This is a genomic window from Mycobacterium malmoense, assembly GCF_019645855.1.
Taxonomy (GTDB): domain Bacteria; phylum Actinomycetota; class Actinomycetes; order Mycobacteriales; family Mycobacteriaceae; genus Mycobacterium; species Mycobacterium malmoense.
Genome location: NZ_CP080999.1, coordinates 4,714,262 through 4,731,325, shown reverse-complemented (window position 1 = coordinate 4,731,325; position 17,064 = coordinate 4,714,262). Strand labels below are relative to the sequence as shown.

13 protein-coding genes are annotated in these 17,064 nt (G+C 67.8%); 7 read left to right on the top strand and 6 right to left on the bottom strand.

The features are described 5' to 3' along the window. Nucleotides 1-48: 48 nt before the first annotated feature. The 3 genes from purL to cpdA all read left to right on the top strand — a co-directional run bounded on the left by purL (nt 49) and on the right by cpdA (nt 4,022). Nucleotides 49-2,346 carry a phosphoribosylformylglycinamidine synthase subunit PurL gene (gene purL / locus K3U93_RS21780; RefSeq protein ID WP_083009912.1) on the top strand — a complete coding sequence of 766 codons (2,298 nt, stop codon included), beginning with the start codon at nt 49-51 and terminating at the stop codon, nt 2,344-2,346. A gap of 18 nt (nt 2,347-2,364) precedes the next feature. After that, nucleotides 2,365-3,003, top strand: coding sequence for an Rv0804 family intramembrane glutamic endopeptidase (locus K3U93_RS21775; protein ID WP_217808412.1), 639 nt, complete (start codon nt 2,365-2,367; stop codon nt 3,001-3,003). Nucleotides 3,004-3,068: 65 nt separating this feature from the next. Beyond that, nucleotides 3,069-4,022 carry a 3',5'-cyclic adenosine monophosphate phosphodiesterase CpdA gene (gene cpdA, locus K3U93_RS21770; protein ID WP_083009911.1) on the top strand — a complete coding sequence of 318 codons (954 nt, stop codon included), beginning with the start codon at nt 3,069-3,071 and terminating at the stop codon, nt 4,020-4,022. Here cpdA and K3U93_RS21765 read toward each other — a convergent pair. Beyond that, a complete protein-coding gene (locus K3U93_RS21765; protein WP_083009949.1) occupies nt 3,937-5,565 on the bottom strand; it encodes a stealth family protein in 1,629 nt (542 codons plus the stop codon). The two genes, cpdA and K3U93_RS21765, sit on opposite strands and share 86 nt — an antisense overlap. Before the next feature lie 369 nt (nt 5,566-5,934). Next, entirely contained in the window at nt 5,935-7,149 is a 1,215-nt protein-coding gene (locus K3U93_RS21760; RefSeq protein WP_083009910.1) for an MCE family protein, read from the bottom strand. A gap of 21 nt (nt 7,150-7,170) precedes the next feature. Here K3U93_RS21760 and K3U93_RS21755 point away from each other — a divergent pair, with 21 nt between their 5' ends. From K3U93_RS21755 to purM, 3 genes are all read left to right on the top strand, one after another. Further along, nucleotides 7,171-7,560 (top strand): sterol carrier family protein, encoded by a 390-nt coding sequence (locus K3U93_RS21755; protein ID WP_071510623.1) that lies wholly within the window; start codon nt 7,171-7,173, stop codon nt 7,558-7,560. 139 nt (nt 7,561-7,699) lie between these two features. Then, nucleotides 7,700-9,235 (top strand): amidophosphoribosyltransferase, encoded by a 1,536-nt coding sequence (gene purF, locus K3U93_RS21750; RefSeq protein ID WP_083009909.1) that lies wholly within the window; start codon nt 7,700-7,702, stop codon nt 9,233-9,235. A 71-nt stretch (nt 9,236-9,306) separates the two neighbouring features. Then, a complete protein-coding gene (purM, locus tag K3U93_RS21745) occupies nt 9,307-10,401 on the top strand; it encodes a phosphoribosylformylglycinamidine cyclo-ligase (RefSeq protein ID WP_083009908.1) in 1,095 nt (364 codons plus the stop codon). A gap of 60 nt (nt 10,402-10,461) precedes the next feature. Here the strand turns inward: purM and K3U93_RS21740 are convergent, their stop codons facing one another. Together K3U93_RS21740 and ygfZ are read right to left on the bottom strand one after the other, a co-directional pair. Further along, on the bottom strand, nt 10,462-10,644 hold the full coding sequence (locus K3U93_RS21740; RefSeq protein WP_071510626.1) for a DUF3073 domain-containing protein: 183 nt from the start codon (nt 10,642-10,644) through the stop codon (nt 10,462-10,464). Between the two features lie 147 nt (nt 10,645-10,791). Next, nucleotides 10,792-11,886 carry a CAF17-like 4Fe-4S cluster assembly/insertion protein YgfZ gene (ygfZ, locus tag K3U93_RS21735; protein WP_083009907.1) on the bottom strand — a complete coding sequence of 365 codons (1,095 nt, stop codon included), beginning with the start codon at nt 11,884-11,886 and terminating at the stop codon, nt 10,792-10,794. 89 nt (nt 11,887-11,975) lie between these two features. Here ygfZ and K3U93_RS21730 point away from each other — a divergent pair, with 89 nt between their 5' ends. Beyond that, on the top strand, nt 11,976-12,848 hold the full coding sequence (locus K3U93_RS21730) for an aminodeoxychorismate lyase (RefSeq protein ID WP_139796823.1): 873 nt from the start codon (nt 11,976-11,978) through the stop codon (nt 12,846-12,848). Between the two features lie 232 nt (nt 12,849-13,080). Here K3U93_RS21730 and K3U93_RS21725 read toward each other — a convergent pair whose 3' ends face one another. Together K3U93_RS21725 and K3U93_RS21720 are read right to left on the bottom strand one after the other, a co-directional pair. Next, on the bottom strand, nt 13,081-14,565 hold the full coding sequence (locus K3U93_RS21725) for a sensor domain-containing protein (RefSeq protein WP_071510629.1): 1,485 nt from the start codon (nt 14,563-14,565) through the stop codon (nt 13,081-13,083). A 73-nt stretch (nt 14,566-14,638) separates the two neighbouring features. Beyond that, the gene (locus K3U93_RS21720) at nt 14,639-17,002 is read right to left on the bottom strand and encodes a hypothetical protein (protein ID WP_230981530.1); all 2,364 of its coding nucleotides are present in this window, start codon (nt 17,000-17,002) and stop codon (nt 14,639-14,641) included. Nucleotides 17,003-17,064: the final 62 nt, after the last annotated feature.

Below are 17,064 nucleotides of genomic sequence, written 5' to 3'. Positions count from 1 at the left end.
GTCGCGTCGTGAGGTTCGCAGCCGGCGAGGAGTCCTTAGACTGTCGGGGTGACTGTCTCCGGGACGAGCGTGCGCACCCACGCGACTGACACCGTCGAGCATGCCGCCACCACCCCCGACCACCCGCAACCCTTTCACGAGCTGGGCCTCAAAGACGACGAATACCAGCGGATTCGCGAGATTCTGGGCCGCAGACCCACCGACACCGAGCTGGCGATGTACTCGGTCATGTGGAGTGAGCACTGTTCCTACAAGTCCTCGAAGGTCCACCTGCGCTACTTCGGCGAGACGACGACCGACGAGATGCGCGCCGGCATGCTCGCCGGCATCGGCGAAAACGCCGGCGTCGTCGACATCGGCGACGGTTGGGCCGTCACCTTCAAGGTGGAGTCGCACAACCACCCGTCCTACGTCGAGCCCTACCAGGGTGCGGCCACCGGCGTCGGCGGGATCGTCCGCGACATCATGGCCATGGGTGCCAGGCCGGTCGCCGTGATGGACCAGCTCCGGTTCGGCGCCGCCGACGCGCCGGACACCCGCCGCGTGGTCGACGGCGTCGTCCGCGGCATCGGCGGCTACGGCAACTCGCTGGGCCTGCCCAACATCGGCGGCGAGACCGTCTTCGACGCCTGCTACGCCGGCAATCCGTTGGTCAACGCGATGTGCGTCGGCGTATTGCGCCAGGAGGACCTGCATTTGGCGTTCGCCTCGGGGGTGGGCAACAAGATCATCCTGTTCGGCGCGCGGACGGGGTTGGACGGCATCGGCGGCGTGTCGGTGCTGGCGTCGGACACGTTCGATGCCGAAAACTCCCGCAAGAAGCTGCCCTCGGTTCAAGTGGGCGACCCCTTCATGGAGAAGGTGCTCATCGAGTGCTGCCTCGAGCTGTACGCGGGCGGGCTGGTGATCGGCATCCAGGACCTGGGGGGAGCCGGATTATCCTGTGCCACCTCGGAATTGGCGTCGGCTGGGGACGGCGGGATGGCGATCCAACTCGACACCGTCCCGCTGCGCACCACCGAGATGACGCCGGCGGAGGTGCTCTGCAGCGAGTCGCAGGAGCGCATGTGCGCGGTGGTCGCGCCGGAAAACGTGGACGCCTTCATGGCGGTGTGCCGCAAATGGGAGGTGCTGGCCACCGTGATCGGCGAGGTCACCGACGGCGACCGGTTGCGGATCACCTGGCGCGGCGAGACCGTCGTCGACGTGCCGCCGCGCACCGTGGCCCACGAGGGACCGGTGTATCAGCGGCCGGTCGCGCGCCCGGAATCCCAGGACGCCCTGAACGCGGACCGGTCGACGAGCCTGCCGCGGCCGGTCACCGGGGACGAGCTGCGGGCGACTTTGCTTGCGCTGCTGGGCAGTCCGCACCTGTGCAGCCGAGCGTTCATCACCGAGCAGTACGACCGCTATGTGCGCGGCAACACCGTGCTGGCCGAACACGCCGACGGCGGCGTGCTGCGCGTCGACGAGTCCACCGGCCGCGGCATCGCCGTGTCGACCGACGCGTCGGGGCGCTACACGCTGCTCGATCCCTACGCCGGCGCCCAGCTCGCGCTGGCCGAGGCGTACCGCAACGTCGCCGTCACCGGCGCGACCCCGGTCGCGGTGACCAACTGCCTCAACTTCGGCTCGCCCGAGGACCCCGGGGTGATGTGGCAGTTCTCGCAGGCGGTGCGGGGCCTGGCCGATGGCTGTGCGGCCCTTGGCATTCCGGTGACCGGCGGCAACGTGAGCTTCTACAACCAAACCGGATCCGCGGCGATCCTGCCCACGCCGGTGGTCGGCGTGCTCGGCGTCATGGAGGACGTGAGCCGATGTCTCCGCACGTCCTTCGGTACCGAACCCGGGGAGACGCTGATCCTGCTGGGCGATACCCGCGACGAGTTCGACGGTTCCGTCTGGGCCCAGGTGACCGCCGACCATCTGGGTGGGCTCCCGCCGACGGTCGACCTGGCGCGCGAGAAGCTGCTGGCCGAGGTGCTGAGCTCGGCGTCGCGCGACGGGCTGGTGTCCGCCGCGCACGACCTGTCCGAGGGCGGCCTGGCGCAGGCCGTCGTGGAGTCGGCGCTGGCGGGCGAAACCGGTTGCCGCATCGTGCTTCCCGAGGGCGCGGACCCATTCGTGATGCTGTTTTCCGAGTCGGCGGCCCGGGTGCTGGTCGCGGTGCCACGCACCGAGGAAAGCCGGTTCCGTTCGATGTGCGAGGCGCGGGGGCTGCCCGCGGTCCGCATTGGCGTCGTCGACCGGGCCTCGGACGCGGTGGAGTTCCAGGGCCTGTTCACGGTGTCCCTGGCGGAACTGCGCGAGACGTCCGAGGCGGTGCTGCCGCGATTCTTCGGATGACCGTGATGGCGAATCCTGGTGGGTAAAGGCCGTTTTCGTCGCGTGCGGGCCCTGTCGTTGGCCGCCGTCCTGGTGGGGTGGAGCTTCGTCGGTCCGCGGCTGCCGAATGCGTGGCGGGTAACGGTGCAGGCCGCGGCGGGCGCGCTGCTGGTGCCGGTGGCCGGCGCGCCGCTGGGCCTGCGCCCGCCCCGGCTGTGGGCGGGGATACGGCTGGGCTCGGCGGCGGGGCTGGCCGCGGCGAGCGCGATCGCCGCGGCCACCCAAGCGCCGCCCGTGCGGTCGTCGATGGTCGTGCGCGACCCGCCGGCGTCCGTGCCGGGCTGGCTGCTGTTGCGGATACCCATCGGCACCGTCTGGGCCGAGGAGGCGGCCTTCCGCGCGGCGCTGGGCACCGCCGCTTCGGGTGCCTTCGGCAAAGCCGGCGGAAGGTTGCTGCAGGCCGCCGCCTTTGGGCTCTCCCACATCGCGGATGCGCGCGCGACGGATGAGCCGGTGGTGGCCACCGTGCTGGTCACCGGCATCGGTGGCTGGCTGTTCGGTTGGCTGGCCGGCCATTCCGGCAGCCTCGCCGCGCCGATGCTGGCGCACCTGGCCGTCAACGAGGCCGGCGCGATCGCGGCGCTGACGGTCAGGCGCCGCGATCAAGACCGCCGGTAACACTCGGCGGTCCGGCTACAATTGCCGGAGTTCGCAAACCGATCGACGAGAGGTTGGCACCTCGGGTGCACAGACTGAGGGCCGCGGAGCATCCGCGGCCGGATTACGTTCTCTTACACATCAGCGATACGCATCTCATCTCGGGCGGGTCTCTCTACGGCGCGGTCGACGCCGACGGCCGGCTGGGCGAGCTGCTCGGGCAGCTGAAAGATTCCGGGGTGCGTCCCGACGCGATCGTCTTCACCGGCGATCTGGCCGACGCCGGTGAGCCCGGGGCCTACCGCAAGCTTCGCGCCGCCGTTGAGCCCTTTGCCGCCGAGCTGGGCGCCGAACTCGTCTGGGTGATGGGCAACCACGACAACCGGGCCGCATTGCGCAGCTGGCTGCTGGACGAAGCGCCCACGATGGCGCCGCTCGACCGCGTGCGCACGATCGACGGCCTGCGCATCATCACGCTGGACACCTCGGTGCCGGGCCATCACCACGGCGAAATCACCAAGCCCCAATTGGATTGGCTCGCCACGCAATTGCGGATGTCGGCGCCGCACGGCACCATTCTGGCTCTGCACCATCCGCCGATTCCCAGTGTCTTGGATCTGGCCGTCACGGTGGAACTGCGCGACCAGGCCGCCCTCGGGCGGGTGCTCCAGGGCAGCGATGTTCGTGCGATTTTGGCCGGGCACCTGCACTACTCGACGACTGCGACCTTCGCCGGAATCCCGGTGTCGGTGGCGTCGGCCACCTGCTACACGCAGGACCTGACGGTGGCCGCCGGGGGAACACGCGGCCGAGACGGCGCCCAGGCCTGCAACCTGGTGCACGTCTACCAAGACACCGTCGTGCACTCCGTGATCCCGCTCGGCACTGGAAAGACCGTGGGCGCCTTCGTCTCTCCCGCACAGGCGCGACGCAAAATCAGCGAAAGCGGTATGTTTATCGAACCGTCTCACCGGGATTCGCTGTTCCGGCACCCTCCGATGGTGTTGACACCAGCGGCTCCGCAAATCCCGGCCGATTGACGTCCGCCGTCACCTTCTCCCAGGGTGCGGGTATGGGAAAGTAGCGCTCCAGGAAACCGGTGACGCGTTCGGTGCGCTCGTCAGCGGAGACCTCGGGGAAGCTGCTGTCGTTGAGGCAGAAGAAGTCGTAACCGCGTTTCTTGCGCAGCACCGGAAGAAGGTCGAGGCCTTCGCGGGCGGTGGTGTTTACGTACAGCACCTTGGCCTTTTCCTGTTGGACGGCGCGCCCGGTCATCAACGCGTAGTAGTGGTAGAAGGAGTTGGTCACCGAAATATCGGTGCTGGAGCGGAACTGACTCGCCTGGGTGCGGGCGAAGTCGTCCGGGAATTCGCGCTCCATCTCGGCCAGCACGCTTTTGCGCAACGGAACCGCGGTGTGCTCGAGATGGCGTGTGATGACCTGCCCGAACCGCTCGAAAATCAGCCGCCGGTTTACCCGGGCCGCGTTCTCAAAGCCGCTGCGCGTGGGGTTGTTTGCGCCCAGCCCGATGCGGGTCTTCGCCTCGATGAACCTCGTGATTCCGCCGGGGGAGAAGAACATGGTGGCTTTGAGCGGTCGACCGAAAAACATGTCGTCATTGGAGTACAGGAAATGCTCGCTCAGCTCCGGGATGTTGTGCAGCTGGCTTTCCACCGCGTGCGAGCTGTAGGTGGGGAGCGCGTTTGCGTCCGAGAAGTGCTCTTCCGCACGGACGATGGTGATCTTCGGATGCTCGGCCAGCCAGGCGGGCGGGCGCGAATCGGTCGCAATGAAGATCCGGCGCACCCACGGCGCGAACATGTTCACCGACCGCAGGGCGTACCTCAGCTCGTCGATCTGCCGGATGCGCGCCTCGGCCTCGTCGCCTTCACCCACCGCATACTGCGACATTTGCGCCGCTCGTCGCGTCCGAAACTCCGGATCACTGCCCTCGACCCAGGAGAACACCATGTCGATGTCAAACGTCACGTCGCTGGCATGCGGGGTGAACATTCCCGCGATGGTCGGCCATTTGTATCCGTAGAGTTTGACCGTCGCCGGCTTTAGTTCACTGCGCGGCAGCACCTTTCGGGTGAGCGAGTTTTCCACCGGGCACCGGATCAGGGCCTCCTCGAACACCCAGAATTGGAGCTCCACCCCGAACGCCGGCCCGTATCGCAGGCCTCCCGGCGCAATCCGCCGCCGATACAGCCGCAAGATACGTGGATCGGCCAGCGCCGATACCCGGCCCTTGGCGATGAGGACGGGCGAAACCCCTTTCTCATCAAGAGTTTTGGCGTACATGGGTTCGGTAGCGCACGCGGCCACGAGCGCACCCTGGACCGCCGGCCGCAGTTCGATATCGATCGCCAGAATGGGCCGGTTTTTCGGGTTGCGGATCAGCAAGTATGAAATATTGGCCCGGGTCAACGCCTTTCGTATGAAGACCAGATCCTCGATCTGTGCTTCGTGGGGAGTCAAACGGGATTCCAGGCGGGCAATCTTTCCTCGCCGGGTCACGATGATGGGGTCGAGCGAGCGACGCACGGGCCGACCGCCGGCGCGCGACACGTTTTCGGCCATCGGAAACACCGCCTTACGCAGTCACTACGGAGCCGAGATTATCTCGCACATTGATCATCGACGCAGGAGTGACCCCGGCCGACACGGATTTATATGTCTATGGTTTCTATGGTGCCGGCAAAGCGACACCGCTTGCAACGCAGCCGATTTAGCGATTCTTTGGAAATATGACGGCAACCTCGTGGTTGCGTTGGTGTCACACTGCGTTCAGTTGCGAAGCTGGTCCTAGTGTACCCCGGTCTGCCGGCCGGCGGCGTTGCGCTCGGTGAAGGCGTGACGCGCGTGGGGTGTCGGCCGGTGGTCCCGGGGTCTCAGCGTGGAGTTTGCCGTTCATTAGGTCCGAAACTCTTGGCTGGTTGACATGGAGAATTAGGGGTTGATGGTGTTGTCACCGATTTGGCGGCCCCACACGTAGTCGACGACGAGCGGTGAACCGACTTCGAAGTGGTTGTACGGAGCCAGGCTCGCGCCGACGTCCATCACCAGAAGCGGCGCCGGCCACAGTTGTCGGGTGATCGTCCGCCAACAGCCCGGCCGCCCACCCGGTCCACCCCTGGCATTGGTCCGCGGCAGGTTCTCCGGATAGATGTACGGGTTGGGCGCGCCGGCGATGGCGCCGCCCGAATGCGCCCCCAGCGAGTAGCCGTTGTTGCTGAGGTCGGCGTAGATCTTGGGCGCGACGTCGTGGTAGTTGCGGATGGTGCAAAAGATTTCGGGGCTGTACTCGTCGAGCAGCTGGCTGGAGGTGACCAGATCGGCGGCCCCGCGCGCCAGGTATGGCCCGCCCCGGCCAAAGACGTCCGCGCCGGTGCCGCCCAGTCCGGCCGCCGCCAGCAACGCCGCATCCAGGTCGCCTTGCTGCCGGTTGAGTGTGCGCGCTGTGGTCACCGCGTGGTCGAGCGCGTCCCACAGGTCCGGTGCGGCGTCGGCGTAGGTGTCACCCAGGGAGCCCAGCCGTCGAATGTCGGTGCGGACGGTCGGCATCCGCGGGTTCAGGTCGTCGAGGATGGCGTTGCCGTCGACCAGCGCGGCGCCGAACTTATCGCCCAACCCGGTCAGCGCCTGTGCGGCCGCGCTGAGCGTCAGGTTCACCTTGACCGGATCGACCTTCTCGGCGATCGAGGTCAGCGTCTCGAACAGGGTGTTGAATTCGGTCGTCACCGATGTCGCGTCGATGACGGTGGACGGCGTGATCGATTCCGTCGTCGGGTTTTTCGGCGAGGTCAACGCGACGTACTTGTTGCCGAACACCGTGGTCGCCTTGACGGCGGCGGCCACGTTGGCCGGAATCCGCTTGACGTACTTCGGAACGACATCCAGTACCAGCCTGGCGGCCGGCTCGCCGTCACGGGTGATCTCGGAAATGCTGGATACCCGCCCGATTTGGACCCCGTTGTAGGTGACCTTGGAACCGGGGTCCATCACCAAGCCCGCCCGCGGAGCCACCATCGTCAACTTCGTTTTCGGCGTGAGATCGCCCCGGAATTGCAGGTACAGGACCACCCCGACGAGCCCCATGACCACGATCGTCACGAGGCCGACGGCCTTGTACGGTGGCCGCGCCCCCAAGCGACGAGGCTCCATGATTCCTGACACCCTAAAGGCATGGCTGCGCGTCAGGAAGCCGATCCGGCGAAGACCCGGCAGGCCGTGTCGGTCATCGCGGACTGGTTGCGTGACGAGACCCGCCCAATGCCGGACAGGGACGCTCTGGCGACGGCGGTACGGCTCACCGCGCGCACGCTGGCCGCGGCCGCGCCCGGCGCCAGCGTCGAGGTCCGGATTCCGCCGTTTGCCGCGGTGCAGTGCGTGTCCGGGCCCCGGCACAGCCGCGGCACACCACCCAACGTCGTGGAGACCGATCCGCGGACATGGCTGCTACTGGCCACCGGGCTGCTGCCGGTGGCCGAAGCGAAGGCCTCGGGCGCGCTGACGCTGTCGGGCTCTAGGGCCGGCGAAATCGACCGGTGGCTGCCCCTTATAGCTATGAGCTGAATATAACTCTGAACTGCAGGTTTAGGGTCGCCGGGCGGGCTTTTCCGGCGCCCAACACGCCCGATGGATTGGGCGCTGGGACCGTCGTGCCCGTAGACTCCGTTACGTCACCAATCGTTCGCCAGGGAGCCGCCGAACCGTGACCGTCGCTGGACCAGAAGCACCCGAGCAGGACCTGAGCTCGCCCCGTGAAGAGTGTGGTGTGTTCGGGGTCTGGGCCCCCGGCGAGGAAGTCGCCAAACTCACCTACTACGGCCTCTACGCGCTGCAGCATCGCGGGCAGGAAGCCGCGGGCATCGCCGTCGCCGACGGATCCCAGGTGCTGGTCTTCAAGGACCTTGGCCTGGTCAGCCAGGTGTTCGACGAGCAGACGCTGGCGGCAATGCACGGCCACGTCGCCATCGGGCACTGCCGCTACTCCACCACGGGCGACACGACGTGGGAAAACGCCCAGCCGGTGTTCCGCAACACCGCGGCCGGCACCGGGGTTGCGTTGGGGCACAACGGGAATCTCGTCAACACCGCCGAGCTTGCCGCGCGTGCCCGCGACGCGGGGTTGATCGGCACCCGATGCCCGGCCCCGGCGACGACGGACTCCGACATCCTGGGCGCGCTGCTGGCCCACGGCGCGGCCGACTCCACCCTGGAACAGGCCGCGCTGGAACTGCTGCCGACCGTGCGCGGGGCGTTCTGCCTGACGTTCATGGACGAAAACACGCTGTACGCGTGCCGCGACCCGCATGGGGTGCGGCCGCTTTCGCTCGGGCGGCTCGACCGCGGCTGGGTGGTGGCCTCCGAAACCGCCGCCCTCGACATCGTCGGCGCGTCGTTCGTCCGCGACATCGAGCCGGGCGAACTGCTGGCGATCGACGCCGACGGGGTCCGGTCCACGCGTTTTGCCAACCCGACACCCAAGGGCTGCGTCTTCGAGTACGTCTACCTGGCGCGCCCGGACAGCACGATCGCCGGCCGGTCCGTGCACGCCACCCGGGTGGAGATCGGCCGTCGGCTGGCCCGTGAACGTCCCGTCGACGCCGACCTGGTGATCGGCGTCCCGGAATCGGGCACGCCCGCCGCCGTCGGATACGCGCAGGAGTCCGGCATCCCGTACGGGCAGGGCCTGATGAAAAACGCTTATGTCGGGCGCACATTCATTCAGCCGTCGCAAACCATCCGCCAGCTCGGCATCCGGCTGAAGCTCAACCCGCTCAAAGAGGTGATCCGCGGCAAGCGGCTCATCGTCGTCGACGACTCGATCGTGCGGGGCAACACCCAGCGCGCACTGTTGCGAATGCTGCGCGAGGCCGGCGCCGTCGAGGTGCACGTGCGCATCGCCTCACCGCCGGTGAAATGGCCCTGTTTCTATGGCATCGACTTCCCGTCGCCGGCCGAGCTGATCGCCAATGCCGTCGAGGACAAAGAGGAGATGCTCGAGGCGGTGCGGCACGCCATCGGGGCCGACACGCTGGGCTACATCTCGCTGCGGGGGCTGATCGCGGCCTCCGAGCAGCCCGCGTCACGGCTGTGCACCGCCTGCTTCGACGGCAGGTACCCGATCGAACTGCCCGGCGAGAGCGCGCTGGGCAAGAACGTCATCGAGCACATGCTTGCCAGCGCCGCACGCGGGGCCGAGCTCGACGAGCTGGTACCCGACGAAGTGCCGGTCGCGCGCTGACGGCGCCCTTCGTACTTCCTTCAAAGACGTTTGGCACCGGCGGTCAGCGCCGCCCGGTAGCCTTTATCGCGATGACGGATCCCGGAAAAAGCCCCGGACGCAACCCGGGCAGCCAGGGCATCACCTACGCGTCGGCCGGGGTGGACATTGAAGCCGGTGACCGCGCCGTCGAGTTGTTCAAGCCGCTGGCAACCAAGGCCACCAGACCCGAGGTGCGTGGCGGGCTGGGCGGATTCGCCGGATTGTTCGCCCTGCGCGGCGACTACCGCGAACCGGTGCTGGCCGCCTCGACCGACGGTGTCGGCACCAAGCTGGCGGTCGCCCAGGCGATGGACAAGCACGACACCGTCGGCCTCGACCTGGTCGCGATGGTGGTCGACGACCTCGTGGTGTGCGGCGCCGAGCCTCTGTTCCTGCAGGACTACATCGCGGTCGGCCGGACGGTGCCGGAACGCCTGAGCGCGATCGTCAGCGGTATCGCCGAGGGATGTGTGCGCGCGGGCTGCGCGCTGCTTGGCGGCGAAACCGCCGAACACCCCGGGCTGATGGAGCCGGACCACTACGACATCTCGGCCACCGGCATCGGAGTCGTCGAGGCCGACGACGTGCTGGGGCCCGACCGCGTCAAACCCGGTGACACCATCATCGCGCTGGGCTCTTCGGGCCTGCATTCCAACGGCTACTCGCTGGCCCGCACGGTCCTGCTCGAGATCGACCGGATGAACCTGGCCGGTTACGTCGAGGAGTTCGGCCGCACCCTGGGCGAAGAATTGCTCGAACCCACCCGGATCTACGCCAAGGACTGCCTGGCCCTGGCCGCCGAAACCCACGTCCGCACGTTCTGCCACGTCACCGGCGGCGGGCTGGCCGGCAACCTGCAACGCGTCATCCCGCACGGGCTGGTCGCCGAGATCGACCGCGGCACGTGGACACCCGCGCCGGTGTTCGCCATGATCGCCCAGCGCGGCCGGGTGACGCGCGAGGAGATGGAAAAGACGTTCAACATGGGCGTCGGCATGGTCGCCGTCGTCGCTCCCGAGGACACCGATCGCGCCTTGGCCATATTGACCGCGCGGCACCTGGACTGCTGGGTGTTGGGCGCCGTCTGCAAAGGCGGAAAGGAAGGCCCGCGGGCAAAGCTGGTCGGGCAGCACCCAAGATTTTAAAAACCGGGATTAATACCGTGCTGAGGCTTGCGTCGGCAGGGGCCGGAAGTTCCGGAAGTTCTAGCGGCGCCAGTCGCCCTCGACGTCCCATGACTCGCCGGCGCCGTCGTCGTCCAATTCGTCGGCTTCGTCGGCCGTTCCTGACAGCTCGCGCTGAAGCCGCTGGAAGTCGGTCTGCGGGGAACTGTATTTGAGTTCTCGAGCAACCTTGGTCTGCTTTGCCTTAGCCCGGCCGCGGCCCATGGGGGAACCCCCTCGCGCAATAACGGAGCGGCCTAACGAGTAGGCGGCTCCGATCTCTTGGTGTCGTTATTATCCTGCCGACAGTTTACCGTGCCTCATGGTCGGGCGTTGGCGCCCCCTGCCCGCTGTGGCGGACGTCATCGCCGATTATCTCGCACCGCCCCGCAACCGTTCAATGGCCAACCGTCCCGCGCCGATCCGTTCGGTGGAAGGCAGGGAATCGGCGTCGATCGCCGCGGCGACCGCGGCCTGCGGGCCGGTCGCCAATTCGGTGTCGGCGGGCAACCCGCGCTTCAGCAACGCCAGCGCCACCGGCCCAAGGTCCACGTGCTCGACCACGGTGCCGAGGCGTCCGACGGCACGGCCGCCGGCGAGCACCGCATCACCCGTCGAGGGCCGCTCCACCGAGCCATCGAGGTGTAACAACGCCAGCGTCCGGGGCGGTCGACCCAGATTGTGCACCCGCGCGACGGTCTCCTGCCCGCGGTAGCAACCTTTGTCCAGATGCACGGCCCCCGCGCCGGGACCGCCTATCCAACCCACCTCGTGTGGGATCGTGCGCTCGTCGGTGTCGACGCCGAGCCGCGGGCGCAGCGCCGCTACTCGGTGGGCTTCAAACGCCCACACCCCCGCCGGCCGCACGCCCGCCCGCGCCAGGCGGTCCTGCCAGCCGGCCGACTCGCCGCGCGGCACCATCAGGTCCAGTTCGATCTGCCCGGCAACGGCGCTCGGCATCCGTCGGGCAAAGCCACCGCTTGCAAGGGGAACCGCGATCGGTTCGGCGGGCAAAGCGTCCAGGCCGAGCGCGTTGAGCACCGCCCCGTCGGCCAGCCGTGGACCCAGCAGTGACAGCACCGCCATGTCCGCGCCGCTCGGGGTGACCTCGGACCAGAACACCATCTTGCGCAGGTACTCCAGCAGCGGCTCCCCCCGCCACGGTTCGGTGTCGAGGTAGGTGGTGCCGCCCAGCTCGGTCTGGATCCAGTGGTCCTCGACCCGGCCCTGGCCGTCGAGGCTGAGGTTTTGCGTGCTGGCGCCCTCGGGGAGTTCGCTGACGTGTTGGGTGGAGATGCTGTGCAGCCAGGTCTGCCGGTCTTTGCCGGTCAGGGTGAGCACGCGGCGGTGCGAGCGGTCGATCAACACCGCATCGGTTTGGGCCGCGCGCTGCTCGCCCAGCGGGTCGCCGTAATGCCAGACCGCGCCCGCGTCGGGTCCGGGATCGGGTGCGGGAACTGCGTTCACACCTCAACTTTACGGTCGGCGTGCGTCGCCCGCGCCGACGAGCCTGCAGCCGGCGGCTAGGCTCCCTTTCCATGGCAGGCCAGACGGGCGTGATCGTCACGCTGGACGGCGGGATACATCCGCCGGACACGCCGCTGCTGCACGCCGACGACCTGGCCGCGGTTCGCGGCGACGGCATCTTCGAGACGCTGCTGGTTCGCGACGGCGGGGCGTGTCTGGTCGAGTCGCATCTGCAGCGGCTGATTCAGTCGGCCAAATCGATGGACATGCCCGAGCCGGACCTCCCGAGCTGGCGGCGCGCGATCGACGCGGCCACGCGGCAGTGGACCGCGGGCACCGGCGACGAGGGCGCGATGCGCTTGATCTACAGCCGCGGCCGCGAGAGCGGCTCACCACCGACGGCCTACGTGATGGTCAGCGCGGTGCCCGAAAGGGTGACCGCGGTTCGCCGCGACGGGGTCGCGGCGGTCACGCTGAACCGCGGATTGCCCGCCGCCGGTGTCGACGCGATGCCGTGGCTGTTGGCCGGCGCGAAAACGCTGTCCTATGCGGTCAACATGGCCGTCCTGCGCCATGCAGCCCGGCAGGGCGCCGGCGACGTCATCTTCGTCAGCTCCGACGGCTACATCCTGGAAGGCCCGCGTTCGACGGTGGTGATCGTCGCCGAATCCGCAACCGGCGCAGGGGGGAATCCCTGCCTGCTGACGCCGCCGCCGTGGTATCCGATCCTGCGCGGCACCACGCAGCAGGCCCTCTTCGAGGTGGCCCGGGCCAAGGGCTACGACTGCGACTATCGCGCACTGCGTGTCCCGGATCTGCTTGCGGCCCAAGGGATCTGGCTGATATCGAGCATGACCCTGGCGGCCCGCGTGCACACGCTCGACGGCCGGCCACTGCCGCCATCCCCGATGGCCGCAGAATTCGCCGAACTGGTCGACGCAGCCATCGTCAGCGATCGCTAAGCGCTGAATTCTGTTGTGGGCTCGCAAGGCGGCGGGTACGGTCGGCCGTACACAAGGAAGGAGGTGGTCCGCGAAATTGATAGCTTCATGGACATGTGAGGTGGCTACGCGCTAGCTGCATTGGCTCGGAAGAGCCAGCGACGCTGGCGAATTCCCCGTAGCCACCCGGCCCCCGAGCTTCCGGTCTGTCCAACCGGAGTTTCGCTCGGGGGCCGCTCCATGTCAGGCGGTGCTATTGCCCCACCTTGGCGGAGATCTGCTCGGCGATCCGGCCCGCTTGACCCGTCTCGACATCCGGTCCGCACACCAGCACGTCGATGACCACATCGGACGCCGCGCGCAACACATGGTGGCAGATCCGGGTGCCTTCCGTCTGTGTTCGCCGTTGCGCAATCCTCGGCACGGTTCCCGTGACGTCGCCGAACGTCCATCCGGTGCTCTTGCCGTTGACGGTCAGCGTGACCGGTTGTCCCGCGCAGGCTTTCCACTTGTCCGCGGATGTCTGGACGAATGCGCCGGCTTTGTCGGCCGACGGAAAGGCTACGACGGATTCGAAGACCCGGTGGGTTGGGTCTTCTCCGGCCGTATGCACGGCCTGGCCTGCGACCGCGCTGTAGCCGCTCGCCTTGTACGCGGCATCCGCGATGGGCTCGTAGGCGCCCATGCAGTCCGGGTTGGACAACGTCCACCGGGGGTTGCGCATCCCGCTCGTCTTATCGGAGACCACCATATTGGGGTCGGCGACGACCGTGCCGATATCCGTGGGACCGAGCAGGTACGAGCCCAGGTTGACGGCGTTTGGGTTGGTGTTCGGGGCGGCCGCCGTCGGAGCCGGTTTGGACTTGCCGCCCTGAGTAGCTAGCACCGCGACGATGGCGATTACGGCGATGACCGCCAGCGCGGCCCCGCCGATGATGATCAACCGCTTGTTGATTCCGCCGTCCTTGGCTGCGCCGGCGCCAGCCGCGGCGGTTGACGACGGCCGGGCCGGCCGCTGGCTGACGGTTTGGGCACCCGCTTGCGTCGGGCCCGTCGGCGTCTGTGCCTGGGCTTCGGGCGCTGCCGATGCACCTGCCGACGATCCCGCTTCGGTCGCCTCGATCGACGCCAGCACGTTGTCGATCTCGGTTCGGGTGCGGTAGGTGACATCGTGTCGAAGGCGCAGCATGCGCAGCAGCTGGGCGATATCGCTTCGGGCGCTGGGGTCTTCGCCGTCCTCGTCGAGCCCCTGTCTGAGCTCGATCAACAATTGCGTCTGCTGCTGCGGGCTGAGTTCCTTTTCGGCGAGGGTGTTGCCCAACCGCGTTATGTAGCCGAATGGCACCGGCTGGGGTTTGGCCTGCAGCGAGTGCACGGCGGTGACCAGCTGGATGCCGGCGTCGACGGTCGGGTTCTGGTAGTCGATTATCTGCAACGCGGCAAGGGGATTCACGCGCATGCTGTCGATGTCGCCGATCCGAACCGGAAGGATCGGCCGGTTCAGAGCCTGCGCGTAGCGCAGCTCGGACTGACTGGGCTTGGACTGCAGCCAGTTATTCGACAGCGCCACGATGAACACGTCGCACGAGCGGATCTGCTCGAGGATCTTGTTCCACCACGCGTCGCCGCCGCCCAGTTCTTGGTCGAACCAGACCTGTTGTTGGCCGCGCCGCAGGGCGGCCGTCAAAGCGTCGACTGTCGACCTGTCCTGGCTTGAGTAGCTGATGAACAGCGCCATCGCGGTCTCCTAGAAGTGAGGGCGGAGCGAACACCAGGCATACCCCGATGCCGGACTGTGCGCCGATACCGTATCAGTGTTCGCCCCTGTCGGGATGGGCATTCACCACGTCGTTTGAGTCGCTGGCGTGGGCTTCGTCGGGTGGACGAAATTCGGCATAGCGGCGCGCGAACTCGTCGCCGGGGACCGGCCATTGCTCGCCGTTGGATCCCCGCACCACCCAGTCGCCGTCCGCCGCGGTCGCGGCGCCCTCCAACGTGTTGACGGCCTCACCCGGGCGCGCCGGGCGCGCCTGGACCAGTCCCTTTCTGCGCCACCGCCCGTCGGAGGCCGGCTCGTATGTCTCCCGGAAGATGCCGTCGCGCACCGACCACACCTTCCCGTCCTCTCGCACCGCCCAATCACCGGCGTCGGCGCGCATGGTGTGTCCCGAATCCGACTTCCAGGTCCACGGCGCGTGTCGTTGCTCCGCGGCGACCGTCCCGACTCGGGTGAAGGTTTGCCACAGCGGACGCGAACGGTAGCCGAGCTGCCGCAGGCTCCACAAAGTGGCCGCCAAACTGCGCACCGCCGCGTTGAGTAAATCCGGATTGCTCTCGACCACGGACCAGTCGACCAGCTTGTCGTGGATCTTGCGCGAGTCGTCGCGGGTCGGACCGTGCTTCCAGCCGTTGCGGCGGTAGTAGTGGCACCAGTCCTCGTGTTCCGCCCGCGCCATGCTCATCGCCGAATGGTGGTCGAAGCCCATCAGGGCGAGTTGTTTCAGTGGCGGCGAATCGGCCATGTCGCGCCCGGACAGCTGTGCCGGCGGGCTGCCCCAGGTGTTCCAGGTATGCCCCGCGATCTGCTCAACCATCCACAGCGCGTTGCGGACCTGACGTCGGTTCGAACCGCGGTAGAACTCGCTGAGCTCGGCCCACGGCATCGCGGCGGGGGAGCGCGGCGCTTGGGGGTCGAGCGTGGCGACGTAACGCTCGTGGATCAGCCTCGCCGCTCGTTCCCAGGCATCCTGAACCTGGCCCTCGCGGGTGTCCAGCACCAGGGAATAGGACTGCATCAGGCCGACGACCCGGATCGCGTCGTCGGCGATGTTGGTGTTGAGGTCCGAGGCGTAGACCGGCAGGTCGGGGAAGCGGGCGGCCAGCCTGGTGCCGGTCGTCGCGGCAACGGTGTCCACCAAGATCACCGCGGTGGTTGCGGGGTCAGCATCGCCGATCAACCGCAGGATGGTGGGTACCGTCGGCGCCTCCGGCACGGCATCGATCTTCGGTCCCTCCGACAGGAAGCCGGCTTGCTGACGGTGAAACTCGTGATCCCGCAAGTGCTCCTCGGCGTCCCCCGCGACCAGCGTGAGCGCGGGTAACGGGACCGCATCGGGCGGGGTGTAGAAGTCGCGTTCCAGGGTGCGTCGGGTCAGGTCCGCGCAGAGGGCCAGGGTCAATTGCGAAGTGCCGCAGACGAATACACGCTTTGTTCGCCCGGCCGCGATGATGCCGTCGAGTAGCCTGCCGGCGGTCACCTCGTACTTGCCGACGACGTCGGCCGCCCAGCGGGTGTCGGACCCGCCGAACTGCTGAGCGCGCCACGCTTCGGCCAGCCAGGGGTCGTCGATCCGCACGATGAGGGGCAGTCGCTGCCTGTGGTCCAATTCGGAGAGTCGACGACCGATGAGGTCCAGCCACAACAGGTTGATCGCCGGGTCGCGCGCCATCAGATAGAGCCGGCCGAGATGGCGCCACAGCCGCAGCGACACCAGGGTGGACGGGGTATTGAAGTCCACCAGCACCACCCGGGCACCCTGCCTGCGGGCCCGCTGGACGCGGTCGTCGCCGGCACCGGTAATGACGACCAACGTGCTGCGCCGGTCCAGCGTCCGCGCGACCGCGCTGATCATCGATTGGCTGTCGTCGTCGATGCCCACGATGGCGGTGACGTGATCGGCGAGGTTGGCCCGCAGCCGATCCACCTGGGAGCGGAAGACCCCGACCACGACACCGCCCAGGCCGGTGAAGATCGCCGCCAGCGCCACTATCCTCGCCAGTTCCAGCCCGACCGGGGTCGGATTCGGGCAGGTGCGCCCGCCCACGGAAAAGTCGCTGGTGCTGCCTTTGACCAACTGAGCCGTCGCCATCAGCGGGGTGAAGAACGCCGGATGGTTCGCGTCGTGGCATCCCCAGTACGAGCTGAGGCCCAGCACCGCGCTCATGGTGATGAGGACGGCGATGACGGTGAACGAGACGCCCACCAGCCGGTGACTGGCGTTGGATCGGAAGGTCAGCACACACGCCGCGATCAGCGCGGCCACCACGATGGCAAGCGTCGACATGGACCCGGGCCGGCCGAACCACCCGAGCCAGGGCGGCAGCGCGTCGATGAGGGAGGGCTGTAGCGCCAAGACGGCCAGGTAACCGATCAGCAGCAGTACGGCCGCCGACACGGCCCATCGCAATATGGGCGAGGGTGTCCGCTGGCCACGCATCGGCCGACCTCCCGCCGGCC

Excerpts from the sequence above, each read along its gene's own strand:
- K3U93_RS21765 (WP_083009949.1), bottom strand. The coding sequence starts at position 5,565 with ATGGCCGAAAACGTGTCGCGCGCCGGCGGTCGGCCCGTGCGTCGCTCG.
- K3U93_RS21760 (WP_083009910.1), bottom strand. The coding sequence starts at position 7,149 with ATGGAGCCTCGTCGCTTGGGGGCGCGGCCACCGTACAAGGCCGTCGGC.
- K3U93_RS21755 (WP_071510623.1), top strand. The coding sequence starts at position 7,171 with ATGGCTGCGCGTCAGGAAGCCGATCCGGCGAAGACCCGGCAGGCCGTG.
- purM (WP_083009908.1), top strand. The coding sequence starts at position 9,307 with ATGACGGATCCCGGAAAAAGCCCCGGACGCAACCCGGGCAGCCAGGGC.
- K3U93_RS21740 (WP_071510626.1), bottom strand. The coding sequence starts at position 10,644 with ATGGGCCGCGGCCGGGCTAAGGCAAAGCAGACCAAGGTTGCTCGAGAA.
- K3U93_RS21725 (WP_071510629.1), bottom strand. The coding sequence starts at position 14,565 with ATGGCGCTGTTCATCAGCTACTCAAGCCAGGACAGGTCGACAGTCGAC.